The 15,527-nt window shown below is 45.4% G+C and carries 30 protein-coding genes; 27 read left to right on the top strand and 3 right to left on the bottom strand.

Features of this window, described 5'->3' with window-relative positions; genetic code table 11:
* The first annotated feature begins 3 nt into the window (after window positions 1-3).
* The 26 genes from rplD to rplQ all read left to right on the top strand — a co-directional run bounded on the left by rplD (window position 4) and on the right by rplQ (window position 12,693).
* Window positions 4-606 carry a 50S ribosomal protein L4 gene (gene rplD / locus WJM94_RS13730; protein WP_211915506.1) on the top strand — a complete coding sequence of 201 codons (603 nt, stop codon included), beginning with the start codon at window positions 4-6 and terminating at the stop codon, window positions 604-606.
* Entirely contained in the window at window positions 603-905 is a 303-nt protein-coding gene (gene rplW / locus WJM94_RS13725; RefSeq protein WP_004398471.1) for a 50S ribosomal protein L23, read from the top strand. Before rplD ends, rplW begins: the two co-directional genes overlap by 4 nt.
* A gap of 15 nt (window positions 906-920) precedes the next feature.
* The gene (gene rplB, locus WJM94_RS13720) at window positions 921-1,745 is read left to right on the top strand and encodes a 50S ribosomal protein L2 (RefSeq protein WP_444494754.1); all 825 of its coding nucleotides are present in this window, start codon (window positions 921-923) and stop codon (window positions 1,743-1,745) included.
* Window positions 1,746-1,766: 21 nt separating this feature from the next.
* Window positions 1,767-2,045 (top strand): 30S ribosomal protein S19, encoded by a 279-nt coding sequence (rpsS, locus tag WJM94_RS13715; RefSeq protein ID WP_004394525.1) that lies wholly within the window; start codon window positions 1,767-1,769, stop codon window positions 2,043-2,045.
* Between the two features lie 10 nt (window positions 2,046-2,055).
* A complete protein-coding gene (gene rplV, locus WJM94_RS13710) occupies window positions 2,056-2,388 on the top strand; it encodes a 50S ribosomal protein L22 (protein ID WP_140246622.1) in 333 nt (110 codons plus the stop codon).
* A gap of 18 nt (window positions 2,389-2,406) precedes the next feature.
* Window positions 2,407-3,105, top strand: coding sequence for a 30S ribosomal protein S3 (gene rpsC / locus WJM94_RS13705; protein ID WP_005383161.1), 699 nt, complete (start codon window positions 2,407-2,409; stop codon window positions 3,103-3,105).
* An 11-nt stretch (window positions 3,106-3,116) separates the two neighbouring features.
* Window positions 3,117-3,527 (top strand): 50S ribosomal protein L16, encoded by a 411-nt coding sequence (rplP, locus tag WJM94_RS13700; protein WP_005379577.1) that lies wholly within the window; start codon window positions 3,117-3,119, stop codon window positions 3,525-3,527.
* A complete protein-coding gene (gene rpmC / locus WJM94_RS13695) occupies window positions 3,527-3,718 on the top strand; it encodes a 50S ribosomal protein L29 (protein ID WP_005379576.1) in 192 nt (63 codons plus the stop codon). The genes rplP and rpmC overlap by 1 nt, the downstream gene beginning before the upstream one ends.
* Entirely contained in the window at window positions 3,718-3,972 is a 255-nt protein-coding gene (gene rpsQ / locus WJM94_RS13690; RefSeq protein ID WP_444494753.1) for a 30S ribosomal protein S17, read from the top strand. Before rpmC ends, rpsQ begins: the two co-directional genes overlap by 1 nt.
* 164 nt (window positions 3,973-4,136) lie before the next feature.
* Entirely contained in the window at window positions 4,137-4,508 is a 372-nt protein-coding gene (gene rplN, locus WJM94_RS13685; RefSeq protein WP_444494752.1) for a 50S ribosomal protein L14, read from the top strand.
* A gap of 13 nt (window positions 4,509-4,521) precedes the next feature.
* Complete coding sequence (gene rplX / locus WJM94_RS13680) at window positions 4,522-4,839, top strand: 50S ribosomal protein L24 (protein WP_010445323.1); 318 nt, start codon at window positions 4,522-4,524, stop codon at window positions 4,837-4,839.
* 24 nt (window positions 4,840-4,863) lie between these two features.
* Window positions 4,864-5,403 carry a 50S ribosomal protein L5 gene (rplE, locus tag WJM94_RS13675; protein ID WP_005455660.1) on the top strand — a complete coding sequence of 180 codons (540 nt, stop codon included), beginning with the start codon at window positions 4,864-4,866 and terminating at the stop codon, window positions 5,401-5,403.
* Window positions 5,404-5,420: 17 nt separating this feature from the next.
* Window positions 5,421-5,726, top strand: coding sequence for a 30S ribosomal protein S14 (rpsN, locus tag WJM94_RS13670; RefSeq protein WP_005455658.1), 306 nt, complete (start codon window positions 5,421-5,423; stop codon window positions 5,724-5,726).
* A 29-nt stretch (window positions 5,727-5,755) separates the two neighbouring features.
* Window positions 5,756-6,148 carry a 30S ribosomal protein S8 gene (gene rpsH / locus WJM94_RS13665; protein WP_444494751.1) on the top strand — a complete coding sequence of 131 codons (393 nt, stop codon included), beginning with the start codon at window positions 5,756-5,758 and terminating at the stop codon, window positions 6,146-6,148.
* 13 nt (window positions 6,149-6,161) lie between these two features.
* Window positions 6,162-6,695 (top strand): 50S ribosomal protein L6, encoded by a 534-nt coding sequence (gene rplF, locus WJM94_RS13660; RefSeq protein ID WP_444494750.1) that lies wholly within the window; start codon window positions 6,162-6,164, stop codon window positions 6,693-6,695.
* A gap of 9 nt (window positions 6,696-6,704) precedes the next feature.
* A complete protein-coding gene (rplR, locus tag WJM94_RS13655; RefSeq protein ID WP_005435088.1) occupies window positions 6,705-7,058 on the top strand; it encodes a 50S ribosomal protein L18 in 354 nt (117 codons plus the stop codon).
* A gap of 14 nt (window positions 7,059-7,072) precedes the next feature.
* Window positions 7,073-7,576: a 30S ribosomal protein S5 gene (rpsE, locus tag WJM94_RS13650; RefSeq protein ID WP_005435090.1), complete on the top strand. Its 504-nt coding sequence runs from the start codon at window positions 7,073-7,075 to the stop codon at window positions 7,574-7,576.
* Window positions 7,577-7,583: 7 nt separating this feature from the next.
* Window positions 7,584-7,760 (top strand): 50S ribosomal protein L30, encoded by a 177-nt coding sequence (gene rpmD / locus WJM94_RS13645; protein ID WP_000201159.1) that lies wholly within the window; start codon window positions 7,584-7,586, stop codon window positions 7,758-7,760.
* 5 nt (window positions 7,761-7,765) lie between these two features.
* Window positions 7,766-8,200, top strand: a complete 435-nt coding sequence (gene rplO, locus WJM94_RS13640) for a 50S ribosomal protein L15 (protein WP_444494749.1) — start codon at window positions 7,766-7,768, stop codon at window positions 8,198-8,200.
* A 20-nt stretch (window positions 8,201-8,220) separates the two neighbouring features.
* Window positions 8,221-9,555, top strand: coding sequence for a preprotein translocase subunit SecY (secY, locus tag WJM94_RS13635; protein ID WP_444494748.1), 1,335 nt, complete (start codon window positions 8,221-8,223; stop codon window positions 9,553-9,555).
* A 38-nt stretch (window positions 9,556-9,593) separates the two neighbouring features.
* Complete coding sequence (rpmJ, locus tag WJM94_RS13630; protein WP_000868186.1) at window positions 9,594-9,707, top strand: 50S ribosomal protein L36; 114 nt, start codon at window positions 9,594-9,596, stop codon at window positions 9,705-9,707.
* A 149-nt stretch (window positions 9,708-9,856) separates the two neighbouring features.
* Entirely contained in the window at window positions 9,857-10,213 is a 357-nt protein-coding gene (gene rpsM, locus WJM94_RS13625; protein ID WP_005450559.1) for a 30S ribosomal protein S13, read from the top strand.
* An 18-nt stretch (window positions 10,214-10,231) separates the two neighbouring features.
* Window positions 10,232-10,621, top strand: a complete 390-nt coding sequence (gene rpsK / locus WJM94_RS13620) for a 30S ribosomal protein S11 (protein WP_001118870.1) — start codon at window positions 10,232-10,234, stop codon at window positions 10,619-10,621.
* Window positions 10,622-10,648: 27 nt separating this feature from the next.
* Window positions 10,649-11,269 carry a 30S ribosomal protein S4 gene (rpsD, locus tag WJM94_RS13615; protein ID WP_005383146.1) on the top strand — a complete coding sequence of 207 codons (621 nt, stop codon included), beginning with the start codon at window positions 10,649-10,651 and terminating at the stop codon, window positions 11,267-11,269.
* A gap of 24 nt (window positions 11,270-11,293) precedes the next feature.
* Window positions 11,294-12,286, top strand: coding sequence for a DNA-directed RNA polymerase subunit alpha (locus WJM94_RS13610; protein WP_014230672.1), 993 nt, complete (start codon window positions 11,294-11,296; stop codon window positions 12,284-12,286).
* Window positions 12,287-12,312: 26 nt separating this feature from the next.
* Window positions 12,313-12,693: a 50S ribosomal protein L17 gene (gene rplQ / locus WJM94_RS13605; RefSeq protein ID WP_005383141.1), complete on the top strand. Its 381-nt coding sequence runs from the start codon at window positions 12,313-12,315 to the stop codon at window positions 12,691-12,693.
* A gap of 168 nt (window positions 12,694-12,861) precedes the next feature.
* Here rplQ and WJM94_RS13600 read toward each other — a convergent pair whose 3' ends face one another.
* The gene (locus tag WJM94_RS13600; protein WP_444494747.1) at window positions 12,862-13,338 is read right to left on the bottom strand and encodes a DUF2780 domain-containing protein; all 477 of its coding nucleotides are present in this window, start codon (window positions 13,336-13,338) and stop codon (window positions 12,862-12,864) included.
* 146 nt (window positions 13,339-13,484) lie between these two features.
* Complete coding sequence (locus WJM94_RS13595; RefSeq protein ID WP_444494746.1) at window positions 13,485-14,105, bottom strand: FKBP-type peptidyl-prolyl cis-trans isomerase; 621 nt, start codon at window positions 14,103-14,105, stop codon at window positions 13,485-13,487.
* A 232-nt stretch (window positions 14,106-14,337) separates the two neighbouring features.
* Here WJM94_RS13595 and WJM94_RS13590 point away from each other — a divergent pair, with 232 nt between their 5' ends.
* Window positions 14,338-14,937, top strand: coding sequence for a LysM-like peptidoglycan-binding domain-containing protein (locus tag WJM94_RS13590; RefSeq protein ID WP_444494745.1), 600 nt, complete (start codon window positions 14,338-14,340; stop codon window positions 14,935-14,937).
* Between the two features lie 65 nt (window positions 14,938-15,002).
* Here WJM94_RS13590 and WJM94_RS13585 read toward each other — a convergent pair whose 3' ends face one another.
* A complete protein-coding gene (locus WJM94_RS13585) occupies window positions 15,003-15,458 on the bottom strand; it encodes a GNAT family N-acetyltransferase (protein ID WP_444494744.1) in 456 nt (151 codons plus the stop codon).
* Between the last annotated feature and the right edge of the window lie 69 nt (window positions 15,459-15,527).

Here is a 15,527-nt window from a genome sequence, read left to right as displayed (position 1 = left end):
GTAATGGAACTAATGGTTAAAGGTGCTGATGCACTAACTGTTTCCGAAACTACTTTCGGACGTGAGTTTAACGAAGCTCTTGTACACCAAGTAGTTGTTGCGTACGCAGCAGGTGCTCGTCAAGGTACTCGTGCTCAAAAAACACGTTCAGAAGTTTCTGGCGGTGGCGCTAAGCCATGGCGTCAAAAAGGTACTGGCCGTGCGCGTGCTGGTACAATTCGTAGCCCAATCTGGCGTACAGGTGGTGTTACTTTTGCTGCGAAACCACAAGATCACAGCCAAAAAGTAAACAAGAAAATGTACCGCGGTGCTATGAAGAGCATTCTTTCTGAGCTTGTTCGTCAAGAGCGTCTAATCGTTGTTGATAACTTCTCAGTTGAAGCACCAAAGACTAAAGAGCTAGTAGCTAAGCTTAAAGAGCTTGAGCTAACAGACGCTCTTATCGTGACTAGCGAAGTAGATGAGAATCTATTCCTAGCTGCTCGTAACCTATACAAGGTTGACGCACGTGACGTAGCTGGTATTGATCCAGTTTCTCTAATCGCGTTCGACAAAGTTGTAATGACTGCAGCTGCAGTTAAGCAAGTTGAGGAGATGCTAGCATGATCACTGAAGAGCGTATCCTAAAAGTTCTACGTGCACCGCACATCTCTGAAAAAGCAACTATGGCAGCTGAGAAAGCGAACACTATCGTTTTCAAAGTAGCTAAAGATGCAACTAAAAAAGAGATCAAAGCAGCTGTAGAAAAGCTATTTGAAGTTGAAGTTAAGTCTGTAAATACTCTTATCACTAAGGGTAAGACCAAACGTCAAGGTCTACGCCAAGGTCGCCGCAGCGACGTTAAGAAAGCGTACGTTACTTTGAAAGAAGGTCAAGATCTTGACTTCGTTGGCGGCGCGGAATAACAGGAGTAGTTAAGAATGGCTATTGTTAAATGTAAGCCGACTTCCCCTGGTCGTCGTCACGTTGTTAAAGTTGTTAACGCTGACCTACACAAGGGTAAGCCATACGCACCTCTTCTAGAGAAAAACTCTAAGAATGGCGGTCGTAACAACAACGGTCGTATTACAGTACGTCACATCGGTGGTGGTCATAAGCAACACTACCGTCTAGTTGACTTCAAACGTACTAAAGACGGTATCCCAGCGACAGTTGAGCGTCTTGAATACGATCCAAACCGTAGCGCAAATATCGCTCTAGTTCTTTACAAAGACGGTGAGCGTCGCTACATCCTAGCACCTAAAGGTGTTGTAGCTGGTGATGTTATTCAGTCAGGTGTTGATGCACCTATCAAAGCTGGTAACTCTCTACCAATGCGTAACATCCCAGTAGGTTCAACAGTACACAACGTTGAACTTAAGCCTGGTAAAGGTGGTCAGCTAGCTCGTTCGGCTGGTGCTTACGCTCAAATCATCGCTCGCGATGGTGCGTACGTAACTGTCCGTCTACGTTCTGGTGAGATGCGCAAAGTTCTAGCTGAAGGTCGTGCAACGATCGGTGAAGTTGGTAACTCTGAGCACATGCTACGTGAACTTGGTAAAGCTGGTGCTTCACGCTGGCGCGGCGTACGTCCAACCGTACGTGGTGTAGTAATGAACCCAGTTGATCACCCACACGGTGGTGGTGAAGGTCGTACTTCTGGTGGCCGTCATCCAGTATCTCCTTGGGGTATGCCAACTAAAGGCTTCAAGACTCGTAAGAACAAACGCACTGACAAGTACATCGTACGTCGTCGTAACAAGTAATCTATATAAAGAGGAATCGCCATGCCACGTTCTCTCAAGAAAGGTCCTTTTATTGACCTACACTTGCTGAAGAAGGTAGAGAAAGCGGTGGAAAGCGGAGACAAAAAGCCTATTAAGACTTGGTCCCGTCGTTCAATGATCATCCCAACGATGATCGGTTTGACCATCGCTGTCCATAATGGTCGTCAGCACGTACCAGTATTTGTAACTGATGAAATGATCGGTCACAAACTGGGTGAATTCGCACCAACACGTACTTACCGCGGTCACGCTGCGGATAAGAAAGCTAAGAAGCGCTAAGGAGTAAATGATGGAAGCAGTTGCTAAACATAACTTTGCTCGCATTTCTCCTCAGAAAGCTCGCTTAGTTGCGGATCTAATCCGTGGTAAATCTGTTGACCAAGCTCTAGAAATCCTAACGTTCAGCAACAAAAAAGCTGCTGCACTAGTTAAGAAAGTTCTAGAGTCTGCTATCGCTAACGCGGAGCACAACGAAGGTGCAGATATTGACGATCTGAATGTCGCAAAAATCTTTGTAGATGAAGGCCCAACCATGAAGCGTATTATGCCTCGTGCTAAAGGTCGTGCGGATCGTATCTTGAAGCGTTCAAGCCACATCACTGTTGTTGTAGCAGATCGCTAGAGACTAGGAGAGTAAGCAATGGGTCAAAAAGTACATCCTAATGGTATTCGTCTAGGCATCGTTAAGCCTTGGAATGCTACATGGTTTGCTAACACCAAAGATTTCGCTGACAACCTAGACGGCGACTTCAAGGTACGTCAGTTCCTTACAAGTGAACTGAAAAAAGCGTCTCTATCACGCATCGTTATCGAACGTCCTGCTAAGAGCATCCGTGTGACTATTCACACTGCTCGTCCAGGCGTTGTTATCGGTAAGAAAGGTGAAGACGTTGAGAAGCTACGCGCAGCTGTAGCTAAAATTGCAGGTGTACCAGCGCAAATTAACATCGCTGAAGTACGTAAGCCTGAACTAGATGCGCAACTTGTTGGTGACAGCATCGCGTCTCAGCTAGAGCGTCGTGTTATGTTCCGTCGTGCTATGAAGCGCGCGGTACAAAATGCAATGCGTCTAGGCGCTAAAGGTATCAAAGTGGAAGTAAGCGGTCGTCTAGGCGGCGCTGAAATCGCACGTTCAGAGTGGTACCGTGAAGGCCGTGTGCCTCTACACACTCTACGTGCTGACATTGATTACGCAACTTCTTCGGCTCACACTCAATACGGTGTGATCGGCATTAAAACTTGGATCTTCAAAGGTGAGATCCTAGGCGGTATGCCAGCAGCTAACGCTGTAGAGCCAAAAGGCGATAAGCCTAAGAAGCAGCGCAAAGGCCGTAAGTAAGGAGTCGACAGATGCTACAACCTAAACGTACTAAGTTCCGTAAGGTTCAGACTGGTCGTAACCGTGGTCTAGCTAAAGGTACTGATGTAAGCTTCGGCGAATTCGGTCTTAAAGCTGTTGGCCGTGGTCGTCTAACTGCTCGTCAAATCGAAGCGGCACGTCGTGCAATGACACGTCACGTTAAGCGTCAAGGTAAAATCTGGATCCGTGTGTTCCCAGACAAACCAATCACAGAAAAACCACTTGAAGTTCGTCAAGGTAAGGGTAAAGGTAACGTTGAGTACTGGGTAGCCCAAATCCAACCTGGTAAGGTTATGTACGAAATGGGTGGTGTACCTGAAGAATTGGCACGTGAAGCGTTCCGTCTAGCGGCACGTAAACTGCCTTTCAAAACTACATTTGTAACTAAGCAGGTGATGTGATGAAAGCACAAGATCTACGCGAGAAAAGCGTTGAAGAGCTTAACGCTGAGCTTATGAATTTGCTACGTGAACAGTTCAACTTGCGCATGCAAGCTGCTACTGGTCAACTACAGCAAACTCATACTCTGAAAGCTGTACGCCGTGATATCGCACGTGTGAAAACTGTTTTGACTGAGAAGGCAGGCGCATAATGAGCGAAGTAAAACGTACTCAAACAGGTCGTGTTGTTAGCGATAAGATGGACAAGTCTATCACTGTTGCTATCGAGCGTTTCGTAAAGCACCCAATTTACGGTAAGTTCGTTAAACGTACGACTAAAGTACATGCACATGACGAGAACAACGAGTGTGGCCTAGGCGACACTGTTGAAATCGCAGAGTGTCGTCCACTGTCTAAGACTAAGTCTTGGACTTTGGTAAAAGTTGTAGAAAAGTCGAAGATCTAATCTTCACTGTTCTATGATAAGAAACGGCTCCAAGAAATTATTTTTGGAGCCGTTTATTTTTTGACTACCCAATCACAAAAAAGGGTGGTACAATTCGCGTCCCTTTTAAAGAGGCAGCCCGACCCGTGATGGGTCTAGTTATTAATATTTAGCGGAGCACTAACATGATCCAAATGCAAAGTATGCTGGACGCAGCTGATAACTCAGGCGCACGCAGCGTAATGTGTATTAAGGTTCTGGGTGGCTCTCACCGCCGTTATGCACATATCGGTGACGTCATCAAAGTTACTGTGAAGGAAGCAATTCCTCGCGGTAAAGTTAAAAAAGGTGATGTTCTGAAGGCGGTGGTAGTGCGCACCCGTAAAGGCGTACGTCGTCCTGACGGTTCTGTCATTCGCTTCGACCGAAATGCTTGTGTATTGCTAAACAATACATCTGAGCAACCAATCGGTACACGTATCTTTGGTCCTGTGACACGCGAACTTCGTGGCGATAAGTTCATGAAGATCGTTTCACTGGCTCCAGAAGTTCTGTAAGGAGCACGTAGAAATGGCAGCTAAAATCCGTCGTAATGACGAAGTAATCGTTCTTGCTGGTAAAGACAAAGGCAAGAAAGGTAAAGTAACTAAGGTTCTAGCAACCGGTAAAGTTATCGTTGAAGGTATCAACCTTGTTAAGAAACACCAAAAGCCTGTACCGGCTCTAGGTCAACAAGGTGGCATCGTTGAACAAGAAGCAGCAATTGATGTTTCTAACGTTGCAATCTTTAACGCAGCTACTGGTAAAGCTGACCGTATCGGTTTCCGTTTCGAAGATGGTAAGAAAGTTCGTTTCTTTAAATCTAACAACGAAATCGTTTCTAACTAATTAGAAGTAATTTGGAGTTCTACTATGGCGAAACTGCATGATTACTACAAGTCGTCTGTAGTCGCTGAACTGACCAAACAGTTCAGCTACACAAGCGTCATGCAAGTCCCTAGAATCGAGAAAATCACCCTGAACATGGGTGTTGGTGAAGCAATCAACGACAAGAAACTGCTAGAAAACGCAGCATCTGATATGGCAACGATCTCTGGTCAAAAGCCACTTATCACTAAAGCGCGTAAATCTGTTGCAGGTTTCAAAATCCGTGAAGGCTACCCTATCGGTTGTAAAGTAACCTTGCGTGGCGAACGTATGTGGGATTTTCTTGAGCGTTTAATTAACATCGCTCTTCCACGTGTACGTGACTTCCGTGGTGTTAGCGCTAAGTCTTTTGACGGACGCGGTAACTACAGCATGGGCGTTCGCGAGCAAATCATCTTCCCGGAAATCGACTTTGATAAAGTTGATCGTGTACGCGGTCTAGACATCACTATTACGACGTCTGCTGGTACTGATGAGGAAGGCCGTGCTCTGCTGGCTGCCTTTAACTTCCCATTCCGTAAGTAAGGTGAAGGGTTACTGTTATGGCTAAACAATCAATGAAAGCACGTGAAGCTAAACGTGCAAAGCTAGTAGCTAAGTTCGCTGAGAAGCGTGCAGCGCTTAAAGCTATCATTAGCGATGTAAACGCATCTGAAGAAGATCGTTGGAACGCAGTTCTTACTCTGCAATCTCTTCCACGTGATTCAAGTGCATCTCGTCAGCGCAACCGTTGTAACCAAACTGGTCGTCCACACGGTTACCTACGTAAGTTCGGTCTAAGCCGTATTAAGGTTCGTGAAGCTTGCATGAAAGGCGAGATTCCGGGTCTTCGTAAGGCTAGCTGGTAATTGCCACTTAATCATTTGGAGTAAATCATATGAGCATGCAAGATCCGATTTCGGATATGCTGACCCGCGTTCGTAACGGTCAGGCAGCAAACAAAGTTGCTGTTAAAATGCCTTCTTCAAAGCTTAAAGTTGCAATTGCTGCACTACTAAAAGCTGAAGGTTACATCGCTGACTTCGCTGTTGAAGGCGAAGCAAAACCTGAGCTAGAAGTTACCCTTAAGTACTTCCAAGCTAAACCAGTTATCGAGCAACTTAAACGTGTTTCTCGTCCAGGTCTACGTGTTTACAAGAAGAAAGATCAACTTCCTTCTGTAATGGGTGGTCTTGGTATTGCAATCGTTTCTACTTCCAAGGGTCTTATGTCAGACCGCGCTGCACGTAAAGCAGGTCTTGGCGGTGAAATCATCTGTTACGTAGCTTAATAAGGAGTAGACTATGTCTCGTGTTGCAAAAGCACCTGTCGCTATTCCAGCTGGCGTAGAGGTGAAACTAAACGGCCAAGAAATCACTGTAAAAGGTGCTAAGGGCGAACTAACTCGCGTTCTTAACGATGCAGTTGTGATCGCTCAGGAAGAAAACAACCTAACTTTCGGTCCTAAAGAAGGCGTTGCTAACGCTTGGGCACAAGCAGGTACTGCTCGTGCACTAGTTAACAACATGGTTGTTGGTGTTACTGAAGGCTTTACTAAGAAGCTAACTCTTAAAGGTGTTGGTTACCGTGCTGCTATTAAAGGCAACGCTGTAGGCCTAACACTAGGCTTCTCACACCCAGTTGAGCACGAGTTGCCAGCGGGTATTCAAGCTGAATGTCCAAGCCAAACTGAAATCGTACTTACTGGTTGTGACAAACAACTAGTTGGTCAAGTTGCGGCTGACATTCGTTCTTACCGTCAACCTGAGCCTTACAAAGGTAAAGGTGTTCGTTACGCAGATGAAAATGTGCGTACTAAAGAAGCTAAGAAGAAGTAAGGTAACACTATGGATAAGAAAGCATCTCGCATCCGTCGTGCTACACGCGCACGTCGTAAGATTGCAGAACTGGGTGCGACTCGCCTAGTTGTACACCGTACTCCTCGTCACGTGTACGCACAGGTTATCGCGGCTAATGGCTCTGAGGTTATCGCAGCAGCTTCTACTGTAGAAAAAGCGATCCGTGAGCAAGTGAAATACACTGGTAACGTTGATGCAGCTAAAGCAGTAGGTAAAGCTGTTGCTGAGCGCGCTCTTGAAAAAGGCGTAACTGCAGTTGCATTTGATCGTTCTGGTTTCCAATACCACGGTCGAGTAGCGGCGCTAGCAGAATCTGCTCGCGAAGCTGGTCTGAAATTCTAAGGTAGGGTTGGAAGATGGCTAAAGAACAACAAGTTCAAGCGAATGATTTGCAAGAAAAATTAATCGCAGTTAACCGTGTTTCTAAAACGGTTAAAGGTGGTCGAATCATGAGCTTCACTGCACTAACTGTAGTTGGTGACGGTAATGGTCGTGTAGGTTTCGGTTACGGCAAAGCTCGTGAAGTACCTGCTGCGATCCAAAAAGCAATGGAAAAAGCGCGTCGTAACATGACTACGATCGCTCTAAACGAAGGCACTCTTCACCACCCAGTGAAAGGTCGCCACTCGGGCTCTAAAGTTTACATGCAGCCTGCAGCAGAAGGTACTGGTGTTATCGCAGGTGGTGCGATGCGTGCAGTACTAGAAGTTGCTGGTGTACACAACGTACTATCTAAAGCGTACGGTTCTACGAACCCAATCAACATCGTTCGTGCAACGATCGATGCACTAGGTAGCATGAAGTCACCAGAAATGGTTGCTGCTAAACGTGGTCTAACTGTTGAAGCTATTTCGGAGTAAGAACACCATGGCAACTATTAAAGTAACTCAAACTAAAAGCTCAATTGGTCGCCTGCCAAAGCACAAAGCTACTTTGCGCGGTCTAGGTCTTCGTAAAATCAACCACACAGTAGAACTTGAAGATACTCCGTGCGTACGCGGTATGATCAACAAGGTTTACTACATGGTTAAAGTTGAGGAGTAATCAGAATGCGTTTGAATACTCTATCACCGGCTGCTGGTTCTAAGCACGCTTCTAAGCGTCTAGGTCGCGGTATCGGTTCTGGCCTAGGTAAAACTGGTGGCCGTGGTCACAAAGGTCAAAAATCACGTTCTGGCGGTAAAGTTCGTCCAGGTTTCGAAGGCGGTCAGATGCCTCTGAAACAACGTCTACCAAAATTCGGTTTCACTTCTCGTAAGAGCCTAGTGTCTGCTGAAGTTCGTCTAGCTGAGCTAGCGAAAGTATCTGGTGACGTGGTTGACCTAAACAGCCTTAAAGCTGCTAACATCATCACTAAGAACATCGAATTCGTAAAAGTTGTTCTTTCTGGTGAAATCAGCAAAGCTGTGACTGTTAAAGGTCTACGTGTGACTAAAGGCGCTCAAGCTGCAATCGAAGCTGCAGGCGGTAAAATCGAGGAATAATCTCGAGGAACGAGGTACAGATGGCTAAGAAACCAGGACAAGATTTTCGTAGTGCTCAGAGCGGCTTAAGTGAACTAAAGTCGCGCTTATTATTCGTAATTGGTGCACTTTTAGTATTCCGAGCAGGCTCTTTTGTGCCGATCCCTGGTATTGACGCTGCTGTACTTGCCGATTTGTTCGAACAGCAAAAAGGTACCATCGTAGAAATGTTTAACATGTTCTCCGGTGGTGCTCTTTCGCGTGCATCTATATTAGCATTGGGCATCATGCCGTATATTTCGGCATCTATTGTTGTCCAATTGCTAACTGTAGTTCATCCAGCGTTAGCTGAACTCAAAAAAGAGGGTGAAGCAGGCCGTCGTAAGATAAGCCAATACACACGCTACGGCACGCTTGTACTTGCAACTTTCCAGGCTATAGGTATTGCAACAGGCTTACCAAACATGGTCGACAATCTGGTTGTTATCAACCAAACCATGTTTACGCTAATTGCTACCGTAAGTTTAGTAACCGGCACCATGTTCCTAATGTGGTTAGGTGAACAAATTACAGAGCGTGGAATTGGTAACGGTATTTCGTTGCTAATTTTTGCAGGTATTGTTGCTGGATTGCCTTCTGCAATCGGTCAAACAATCGAGCAAGCGCGTCAAGGTGAATTGCATGTACTTCTTCTGTTGCTAATCGCGGTATTATCTTTTGCAGTCATTTACTTCGTTGTTTTCATGGAACGTGGTCAACGTAGAATCGTTGTTAACTACGCGAAGCGTCAACAAGGTCGTAAAGTGTTTGCTGCACAAAGCTCGCATCTGCCACTTAAAATTAATATGGCAGGTGTTATTCCGGCGATTTTTGCATCAAGTATTATCCTGTTCCCAGGAACACTGGCTCAGTGGTTTGGTCAGAACGGTGAGAGCAGCATGTTCGGTTGGTTAACTGACGTGTCTTTGGCTCTTAGCCCAGGTCAACCGCTGTATGTAATGCTTTATGCAGCAGCAATTATCTTCTTCTGTTTCTTCTACACGGCGTTGGTATTCAACCCTCGTGAAACAGCAGATAACTTGAAGAAGTCTGGTGCATTCGTACCCGGCATCCGCCCAGGTGAGCAGACAGCGAAATACATTGATAAAGTGATGACACGTTTAACCCTTGCTGGTGCACTGTACATTACCTTTATCTGTCTGATTCCCGAGTTCATGATGGTCGCGTGGAACGTACGTTTCTACTTCGGCGGTACATCACTACTAATCGTAGTAGTTGTAATTATGGACTTTATGGCACAGGTACAGACTCATCTGATGTCTCAACAGTATGATTCTGTGTTGAAAAAAGCGAATCTGAAAGGCTACGGCCGTTAATCCGGCGGTAGACTCAGTTTCATTTACGGAGTTTAGCAATGAAAGTTCGTGCTTCCGTTAAAAAAATCTGCCGTAACTGTAAAGTAATCAAGCGTAACGGTGTCGTTCGCGTGATTTGCAGTGAGCCAAAGCACAAACAGCGCCAAGGCTAATTAGCAGAAATTTTTACTTGAAAACGAAGGTTAGGTCGAGTATATTCCTCGGCCTACCTTTTGCGTGCAAAAGAAGTAGTATCCCGCAGCGTATCCATAACGGGCTTTGCTGCGGCTAATTCTTTTATAGAAACACTTAGGAGTGAATAATGGCCCGTATAGCAGGCATTAACATTCCTGATCAGAAACATGCTGTAATCGCTCTAACAGCGATCTACGGTATCGGTAAAACTCGCTCTCAAGCTATCCTAGCTGAAGTGGGTATTGCTGAAGATGTTAAGATCAGTGAACTAACTGAAGAGCAGATCGATCAACTGCGTGATGGTGTAGCTAAGTACACTGTAGAAGGTGATCTACGTCGTGAAGTATCTATGAACATCAAGCGTCTTATGGACCTTGGCTGTTACCGCGGTCTTCGTCATCGTCGCAGTCTACCACTACGTGGACAGCGTACTAAAACCAACGCTCGCACCCGTAAGGGTCCGCGTAAGCCGATCAAGAAATAGTCGGGAAGGTAGAGTACAATGGCTAAACAACCAACTCGCGCTCGTAAGCGCGTACGCAAGCAAGTTGCAGATGGCGTTGCGCACATCCATGCTTCTTTCAATAACACAATCGTAACCATTACTGACCGTCAAGGTAACGCTCTTGCATGGGCTACTGCAGGTGGTTCTGGTTTCCGTGGTTCTCGTAAGTCTACTCCGTTCGCTGCACAGGTTGCTGCTGAGCGTTGTGCTGAAATGGCTAAAGAATACGGCCTAAAGAACTTGGAAGTTATGGTTAAGGGTCCTGGTCCAGGTCGCGAATCAACTGTTCGTGCACTGAACGCCGCTGGTTTCCGCATCACTAATATTGTTGATGCTACACCAATCCCTCATAACGGTTGTCGTCCACCTAAGAAACGTCGCGTATAACGTTTCTAGGACAATTGGAGAAGAATCATGGCAAGATATTTGGGTCCTAAGCTGAAGCTTAGCCGTCGTGAAGGCACTGACTTGTTCCTTAAGTCTGGTGTTCGCGCGATCGATACCAAGTGTAAAATTGATAACGCACCAGGTGTACACGGCGCTCGTCGCGGTCGTCTATCTGAGTATGGCGTTCAGCTTCGTGAGAAGCAAAAAGTTCGTCGTATGTACGGCGTTCTAGAAAAACAATTCCGTAACTACTACAAAGAAGCTGCTCGCCTAAAAGGCAACACTGGTGAAAACCTACTTCAGCTTCTTGAAGGTCGTCTTGATAACGTAGTTTACCGCATGGGCTTTGGTGCAACTCGCGCAGAAGCACGTCAGCTAGTTAGCCACAAAGCTATCCTAGTTAACGGTAAAGTTGTAAACGTTCCTTCTTTCAAAGTAGCGGCTAATGACGTTGTTTCAATTCGCGAGAAAGCTAAACAGCAAGCTCGTATCAAAGCAGCTCTAGAAGTTGCTGAACAACGCGAAAAACCAACTTGGATTGAAGTAGATGGTGGCAAGATGGAAGGTACATTCAAGCGTATGCCTGAGCGTTCTGATCTATCAGCTGACATCAACGAACAATTGATCGTCGAGCTTTACTCTAAGTAAGGTTTAAACTAAAGAGAGGACACAATGCAGGGTTCTGTAACAGAATTTCTTAAGCCACGTCTAGTTGACATCGAACAAATCAGCTCGACTCACGCAAAAGTAACTCTTGAGCCATTAGAGCGTGGCTTTGGTCATACTCTGGGTAATGCACTTCGCCGCATTCTTCTATCTTCTATGCCTGGTTGTGCAGTGACAGAAGTAGAAATTGAGGGCGTACTTCACGAGTACAGCACTAAAGAAGGCGTACAAGAAGATATTCTTGAAATCCTTCTAAACCTTAAAGGTTTGGCTGTACGTGTAGCTGAAGGTAAAGACGAAGTGTTCATTACTTTGAACAAATCAGGCTCGGGCCCTGTGGTTGCAGGTGACATCACCCATGATGGTGATGTAGAGATCGCTAACCCTGAACACGTTATTTGTCACCTAACGGATGACAACGCTGAAATCGCTATGCGTATTAAAGTAGAACGTGGTCGTGGTTACATTCCAGCTTCTGCGCGTATCCATACTGAAGAAGATGAGCGTCCAATCGGTCGCCTACTAGTAGATGCTACTTACAGCCCAGTAGACAAAATTGCCTACGCTGTAGAAGCAGCTCGTGTAGAACAACGTACTGATCTAGACAAGCTTGTTATCGATATGGAAACAAACGGTACTCTAGAACCTGAGGAAGCAATCCGTCGTGCAGCTACTATCCTAGCTGAACAATTGGATGCGTTCGTAGATCTTCGTGATGTACGTGTTCCTGAGGAGAAGGAAGAGAAGCCAGAATTCGATCCGATCCTACTGCGTCCTGTAGACGATCTTGAACTAACAGTTCGCTCTGCTAACTGTCTGAAAGCAGAAGCGATTCACTACATCGGTGATCTAGTACAACGCACTGAGGTTGAGCTACTTAAAACGCCTAACCTTGGTAAAAAATCTCTTACTGAGATTAAAGACGTACTTGCGTCACGTGGTCTGTCTCTGGGCATGCGCCTAGAAAACTGGCCACCTGCATCAATCGCTGAAGATTAATCGATACTAGTTAGAAGGATTAGGTCATGCGCCATCGTAAGAGTGGTCGTCAACTCAACCGCAACAGCTCACATCGCAAAGCGATGTTCAGCAACATGGCTAGCTCTCTAGTACGTCATGAAGTTATCAAGACTACTTTGCCAAAAGCAAAAGAGCTACGTCGCGTAGTTGAGCCTTTGATTACACTAGCTAAGACTGACAGTGTTGCTAACCGTCGTCTAGCATTTGCACGTACTCGTGACAACGAAGTAGTTGCAAAACTGTTTAACGAACTAGGTCCACGTTTTGCTGCTCGTCAGGGCGGTTACACTCGTATCCTAAAAGCTGGCTTCCGTGCTGGTGACAAAGCTCCAATGGCTTACATTGAGCTTGTAGATCGCCCAGCTGCTGAAGAAGCTGCTGAGTAATCAGTTCGTAAGAACGAAAAAGCCGAGCGTTAGCTCGGCTTTTTTGTATCTGCTATTTCAATCTTCAGAAATCTAAGCGTGTTATATCTTCCAGTGACCTTAAGAAATTCAGTCTAGTCTGGTTGTTAACTAACAGTGCTTAGTTCCTAATTCGTTAGCAATTCTTGCTTATTCGCCTGACCATAATCCTGTCAAAGAACTTAACAGACCTTCACTTGCACCTTGTTCGTTCAGGTATTGCAAAATAACGGGTGCAAACTGGCTGATCATCGAAGCGTCTAACCCTAATTTATCGAATGTACTTTGAACCGTACTTAGACTTTCGACATTACCTAGCAAGCTTTGCGCGCTACTCAGAGTAGATAAGCCAGGAATGAGCGACTCAAGTTCGCTGCTATTTTCATCTGATAGTTGGCTTTGTGCCAATGCCAGCAATGCACTGCTGCCACCCGCCGCTTGTTCCGTTGATACTGGAAGCTGACTGGTTAATAGTCCAGTTAACGGAGAAGATTCCGTACTTAAACTTTGTCCGACCATATCCATCAGCCCGCTCTCGCTACTTTTTTCCGTGATTGCATTGAGGAAAGCATGTGCACTGCCGATATTCATCGATAGAAGTGCAAGAGTTAGGAGTGTTTTACGCATAGTACCTCCAATGGTTGAGCGCGTTTTTGAAATTATTATTTTTCACGTTATTAGGCTGACAGTGTAGCGGATAACGTCTTTTTATCTTAAACAAAAAAGCGGCGCAACAGCGCCGCTTGATAATGTGTAATTGAAACAGTTTTCAATTATAGGATGTCTAGTAGTTCTACTTCGAATACTAGTGCTGCGAATGGAGGGATTGCAGCGCCTGCGCCACGTTCACCGTACGCAAGGTCTTGTGGAATGTATAGTTTCCATTTAGAACCAACAGGCATTAGTTGTAGAGCTTCAACCCAACCTTTGATTACGCCAGTTACTGGGAACTCAGCTGGTTGACCGCGAGATACAGAGCTGTCAAATACAGTACCGTCTGTTAGCTCACCGTGGTAGTGAACACGCACAGATTTGTCTGATGTTGGGATTTCGCCAGTACCTTCAGTGATGATTTCGTACTGAAGACCAGATTCAAGTACTTTAACTTCTGGACGTAGAGCGTTGTCATTTAGGAACGCTTCGCCGTCAGCTGCTGCAGCTTTAGCCGCTTCTTGACGTGCTGCTTCTGCGCGAGTGTGTAGCTCTTGCAGTGCTTTGTTGATTTCGTCGATTTCAATTGCTGGCATGTCGCCAGTCAGTGCAGTAGCAATACCTGCTGCGATTGCATCAACGCTAAGACCTTCTAGACCAGAACCTGCAAGTTGCTGACCCATTTGCAGACCAATGCCGTAGCTTGCTTTTTGTTCTGCAGTTTCAAATTTAATTTCAGACATGACTGTCGCTCTTGTTAGGAGTGAGAAAGATAACAGGATATCAGTTTCGGGCTAAGGTTTAAATGATTGACTCAGATTGTCTTGTTTGACCATGTAGGGTGTGACTTATCTCTTACTCCAAGTGAATTTTCTGCTAATTTAAACCAAATTCCATTTTACTTGAGTGAAAAACATATACTCTCCGCGTTGGTATTTTTATACTGGCAGTAGAAGTAACAAGGGGCTCATCAGAATGAATCGTCGCAGAAAGAAAAAGCAGCAAGTCGACTACATAGAGTTGATCAAACAAAAGTTCGCTGCTATCGACTGGAAGCAGCCGTTCAATAAAAGTAAGTGGTTGGAACGCGTACAGCCAGTCACTGCGTTTTGGCAGCGCCTGCCTAAATTCCACCAACGAGCGCTGATGGTGCTAGTTCCACTCTTTGTATTGCTTTTCATAATGCCGATGCCAAAGAACACTGAAGAAATAGTGGAGCAATCTCAGCCTGTTGAGCATCAACGGGTTACTATCGACCTCAATGCGCAGAGCCTGAGCCAACAACGGACATCGCAAAACTCAGGTCCAAAATCTGAAAACTGGAAAGAGTACCAAGTGAAGAATGGCGATACGTTGGCCCAGGTATTTCGTAATAACCAGCTTTCAATGGCAGATTTAAGTTCGTTAGTTAAAATTGAAGGCAGTGATAAGCCACTTAGTCATATCAAACAGGGACAATTGATTCGATTTAAATTCTCTGGAGATGGCCAGCTTGATATGTTGCAACTGGATAAAGGGGATCATTCAGTGATGTTTTTCCGCTTATCAGATGGCAGTTTCGGACGTAATAAATAGATTTTTGACAATAAAAAAGACGCGAAGGTATCGCGTCTTTTTTATTGGTCACTGTACCGGATTATTTAGAGAGCTTCTCTGCGCATATCTACGTGAGGTATACCATCTTCAAGGTAGATCTCTGAAATGACATTAAATCCGTGGCAGGCATAAAACTCGGTGAGGTGTTCTTGTGCACCAATATCGATGGTCTGTTTAGGCCATAGCGCATCACACTGTTTTAATGCTTCTTCAAGTAATTGGTGACCCAAACCACCTCCACGTGCCGTTTGCTTGGTGACGACTCTGCCAATACTCACATTGTCATAGTTCGCCCCCGCAGGTAACAAGCGAGCGCAAGCGACCAATTCATCATTGTGATAACCGAGCAGGTGGTGGACATCTTCAAGTGTGTCTTTACCATCGAGTTCCGGATATGGGCAGGTTTGCTCCACGACAAATACATCGATACGTAAACGCATTAACTCGTACAGTTGATGGGTTGTCAGTTGATCAAAAGGCAAAGTAATCCAGGTGAGCATTTCCATAGTCCGTTATTGATTTGAGATTACTGACTTTACTCGGTTTTCTGCTAATACTCATTAACAATG

Origin of the sequence: Vibrio sp. YIC-376, from assembly GCF_052353105.1 — a bacterium.
GTDB lineage: Bacteria > Pseudomonadota > Gammaproteobacteria > Enterobacterales > Vibrionaceae > Vibrio.
This window is presented reverse-complemented; position numbering and strand designations above follow the sequence as displayed.

What these genes read in the sequence shown, in the direction of transcription:
- rplD (WP_211915506.1), top strand. Translation starts at nt 4, where the DNA reads ATGGAACTAATGGTTAAAGGTGCTGATGCACTAACTGTTTCCGAAACT.
- rplW (WP_004398471.1), top strand. Translation starts at nt 603, where the DNA reads ATGATCACTGAAGAGCGTATCCTAAAAGTTCTACGTGCACCGCACATC.
- rplB (WP_444494754.1), top strand. Translation starts at nt 921, where the DNA reads ATGGCTATTGTTAAATGTAAGCCGACTTCCCCTGGTCGTCGTCACGTT.
- rpsS (WP_004394525.1), top strand. Translation starts at nt 1,767, where the DNA reads ATGCCACGTTCTCTCAAGAAAGGTCCTTTTATTGACCTACACTTGCTG.
- rplV (WP_140246622.1), top strand. Translation starts at nt 2,056, where the DNA reads ATGGAAGCAGTTGCTAAACATAACTTTGCTCGCATTTCTCCTCAGAAA.
- rpsC (WP_005383161.1), top strand. Translation starts at nt 2,407, where the DNA reads ATGGGTCAAAAAGTACATCCTAATGGTATTCGTCTAGGCATCGTTAAG.
- rplP (WP_005379577.1), top strand. Translation starts at nt 3,117, where the DNA reads ATGCTACAACCTAAACGTACTAAGTTCCGTAAGGTTCAGACTGGTCGT.
- rpmC (WP_005379576.1), top strand. Translation starts at nt 3,527, where the DNA reads ATGAAAGCACAAGATCTACGCGAGAAAAGCGTTGAAGAGCTTAACGCT.
- rpsQ (WP_444494753.1), top strand. Translation starts at nt 3,718, where the DNA reads ATGAGCGAAGTAAAACGTACTCAAACAGGTCGTGTTGTTAGCGATAAG.
- rplN (WP_444494752.1), top strand. Translation starts at nt 4,137, where the DNA reads ATGATCCAAATGCAAAGTATGCTGGACGCAGCTGATAACTCAGGCGCA.
- rplX (WP_010445323.1), top strand. Translation starts at nt 4,522, where the DNA reads ATGGCAGCTAAAATCCGTCGTAATGACGAAGTAATCGTTCTTGCTGGT.
- rplE (WP_005455660.1), top strand. Translation starts at nt 4,864, where the DNA reads ATGGCGAAACTGCATGATTACTACAAGTCGTCTGTAGTCGCTGAACTG.
- rpsN (WP_005455658.1), top strand. Translation starts at nt 5,421, where the DNA reads ATGGCTAAACAATCAATGAAAGCACGTGAAGCTAAACGTGCAAAGCTA.
- rpsH (WP_444494751.1), top strand. Translation starts at nt 5,756, where the DNA reads ATGAGCATGCAAGATCCGATTTCGGATATGCTGACCCGCGTTCGTAAC.
- rplF (WP_444494750.1), top strand. Translation starts at nt 6,162, where the DNA reads ATGTCTCGTGTTGCAAAAGCACCTGTCGCTATTCCAGCTGGCGTAGAG.
- rplR (WP_005435088.1), top strand. Translation starts at nt 6,705, where the DNA reads ATGGATAAGAAAGCATCTCGCATCCGTCGTGCTACACGCGCACGTCGT.
- rpsE (WP_005435090.1), top strand. Translation starts at nt 7,073, where the DNA reads ATGGCTAAAGAACAACAAGTTCAAGCGAATGATTTGCAAGAAAAATTA.
- rpmD (WP_000201159.1), top strand. Translation starts at nt 7,584, where the DNA reads ATGGCAACTATTAAAGTAACTCAAACTAAAAGCTCAATTGGTCGCCTG.
- rplO (WP_444494749.1), top strand. Translation starts at nt 7,766, where the DNA reads ATGCGTTTGAATACTCTATCACCGGCTGCTGGTTCTAAGCACGCTTCT.
- secY (WP_444494748.1), top strand. Translation starts at nt 8,221, where the DNA reads ATGGCTAAGAAACCAGGACAAGATTTTCGTAGTGCTCAGAGCGGCTTA.
- rpmJ (WP_000868186.1), top strand. Translation starts at nt 9,594, where the DNA reads ATGAAAGTTCGTGCTTCCGTTAAAAAAATCTGCCGTAACTGTAAAGTA.
- rpsM (WP_005450559.1), top strand. Translation starts at nt 9,857, where the DNA reads ATGGCCCGTATAGCAGGCATTAACATTCCTGATCAGAAACATGCTGTA.
- rpsK (WP_001118870.1), top strand. Translation starts at nt 10,232, where the DNA reads ATGGCTAAACAACCAACTCGCGCTCGTAAGCGCGTACGCAAGCAAGTT.
- rpsD (WP_005383146.1), top strand. Translation starts at nt 10,649, where the DNA reads ATGGCAAGATATTTGGGTCCTAAGCTGAAGCTTAGCCGTCGTGAAGGC.
- WJM94_RS13610 (WP_014230672.1), top strand. Translation starts at nt 11,294, where the DNA reads ATGCAGGGTTCTGTAACAGAATTTCTTAAGCCACGTCTAGTTGACATC.
- rplQ (WP_005383141.1), top strand. Translation starts at nt 12,313, where the DNA reads ATGCGCCATCGTAAGAGTGGTCGTCAACTCAACCGCAACAGCTCACAT.
- WJM94_RS13600 (WP_444494747.1), bottom strand. Translation starts at nt 13,338, where the DNA reads ATGCGTAAAACACTCCTAACTCTTGCACTTCTATCGATGAATATCGGC.
- WJM94_RS13595 (WP_444494746.1), bottom strand. Translation starts at nt 14,105, where the DNA reads ATGTCTGAAATTAAATTTGAAACTGCAGAACAAAAAGCAAGCTACGGC.
- WJM94_RS13590 (WP_444494745.1), top strand. Translation starts at nt 14,338, where the DNA reads ATGAATCGTCGCAGAAAGAAAAAGCAGCAAGTCGACTACATAGAGTTG.
- WJM94_RS13585 (WP_444494744.1), bottom strand. Translation starts at nt 15,458, where the DNA reads ATGCTCACCTGGATTACTTTGCCTTTTGATCAACTGACAACCCATCAA.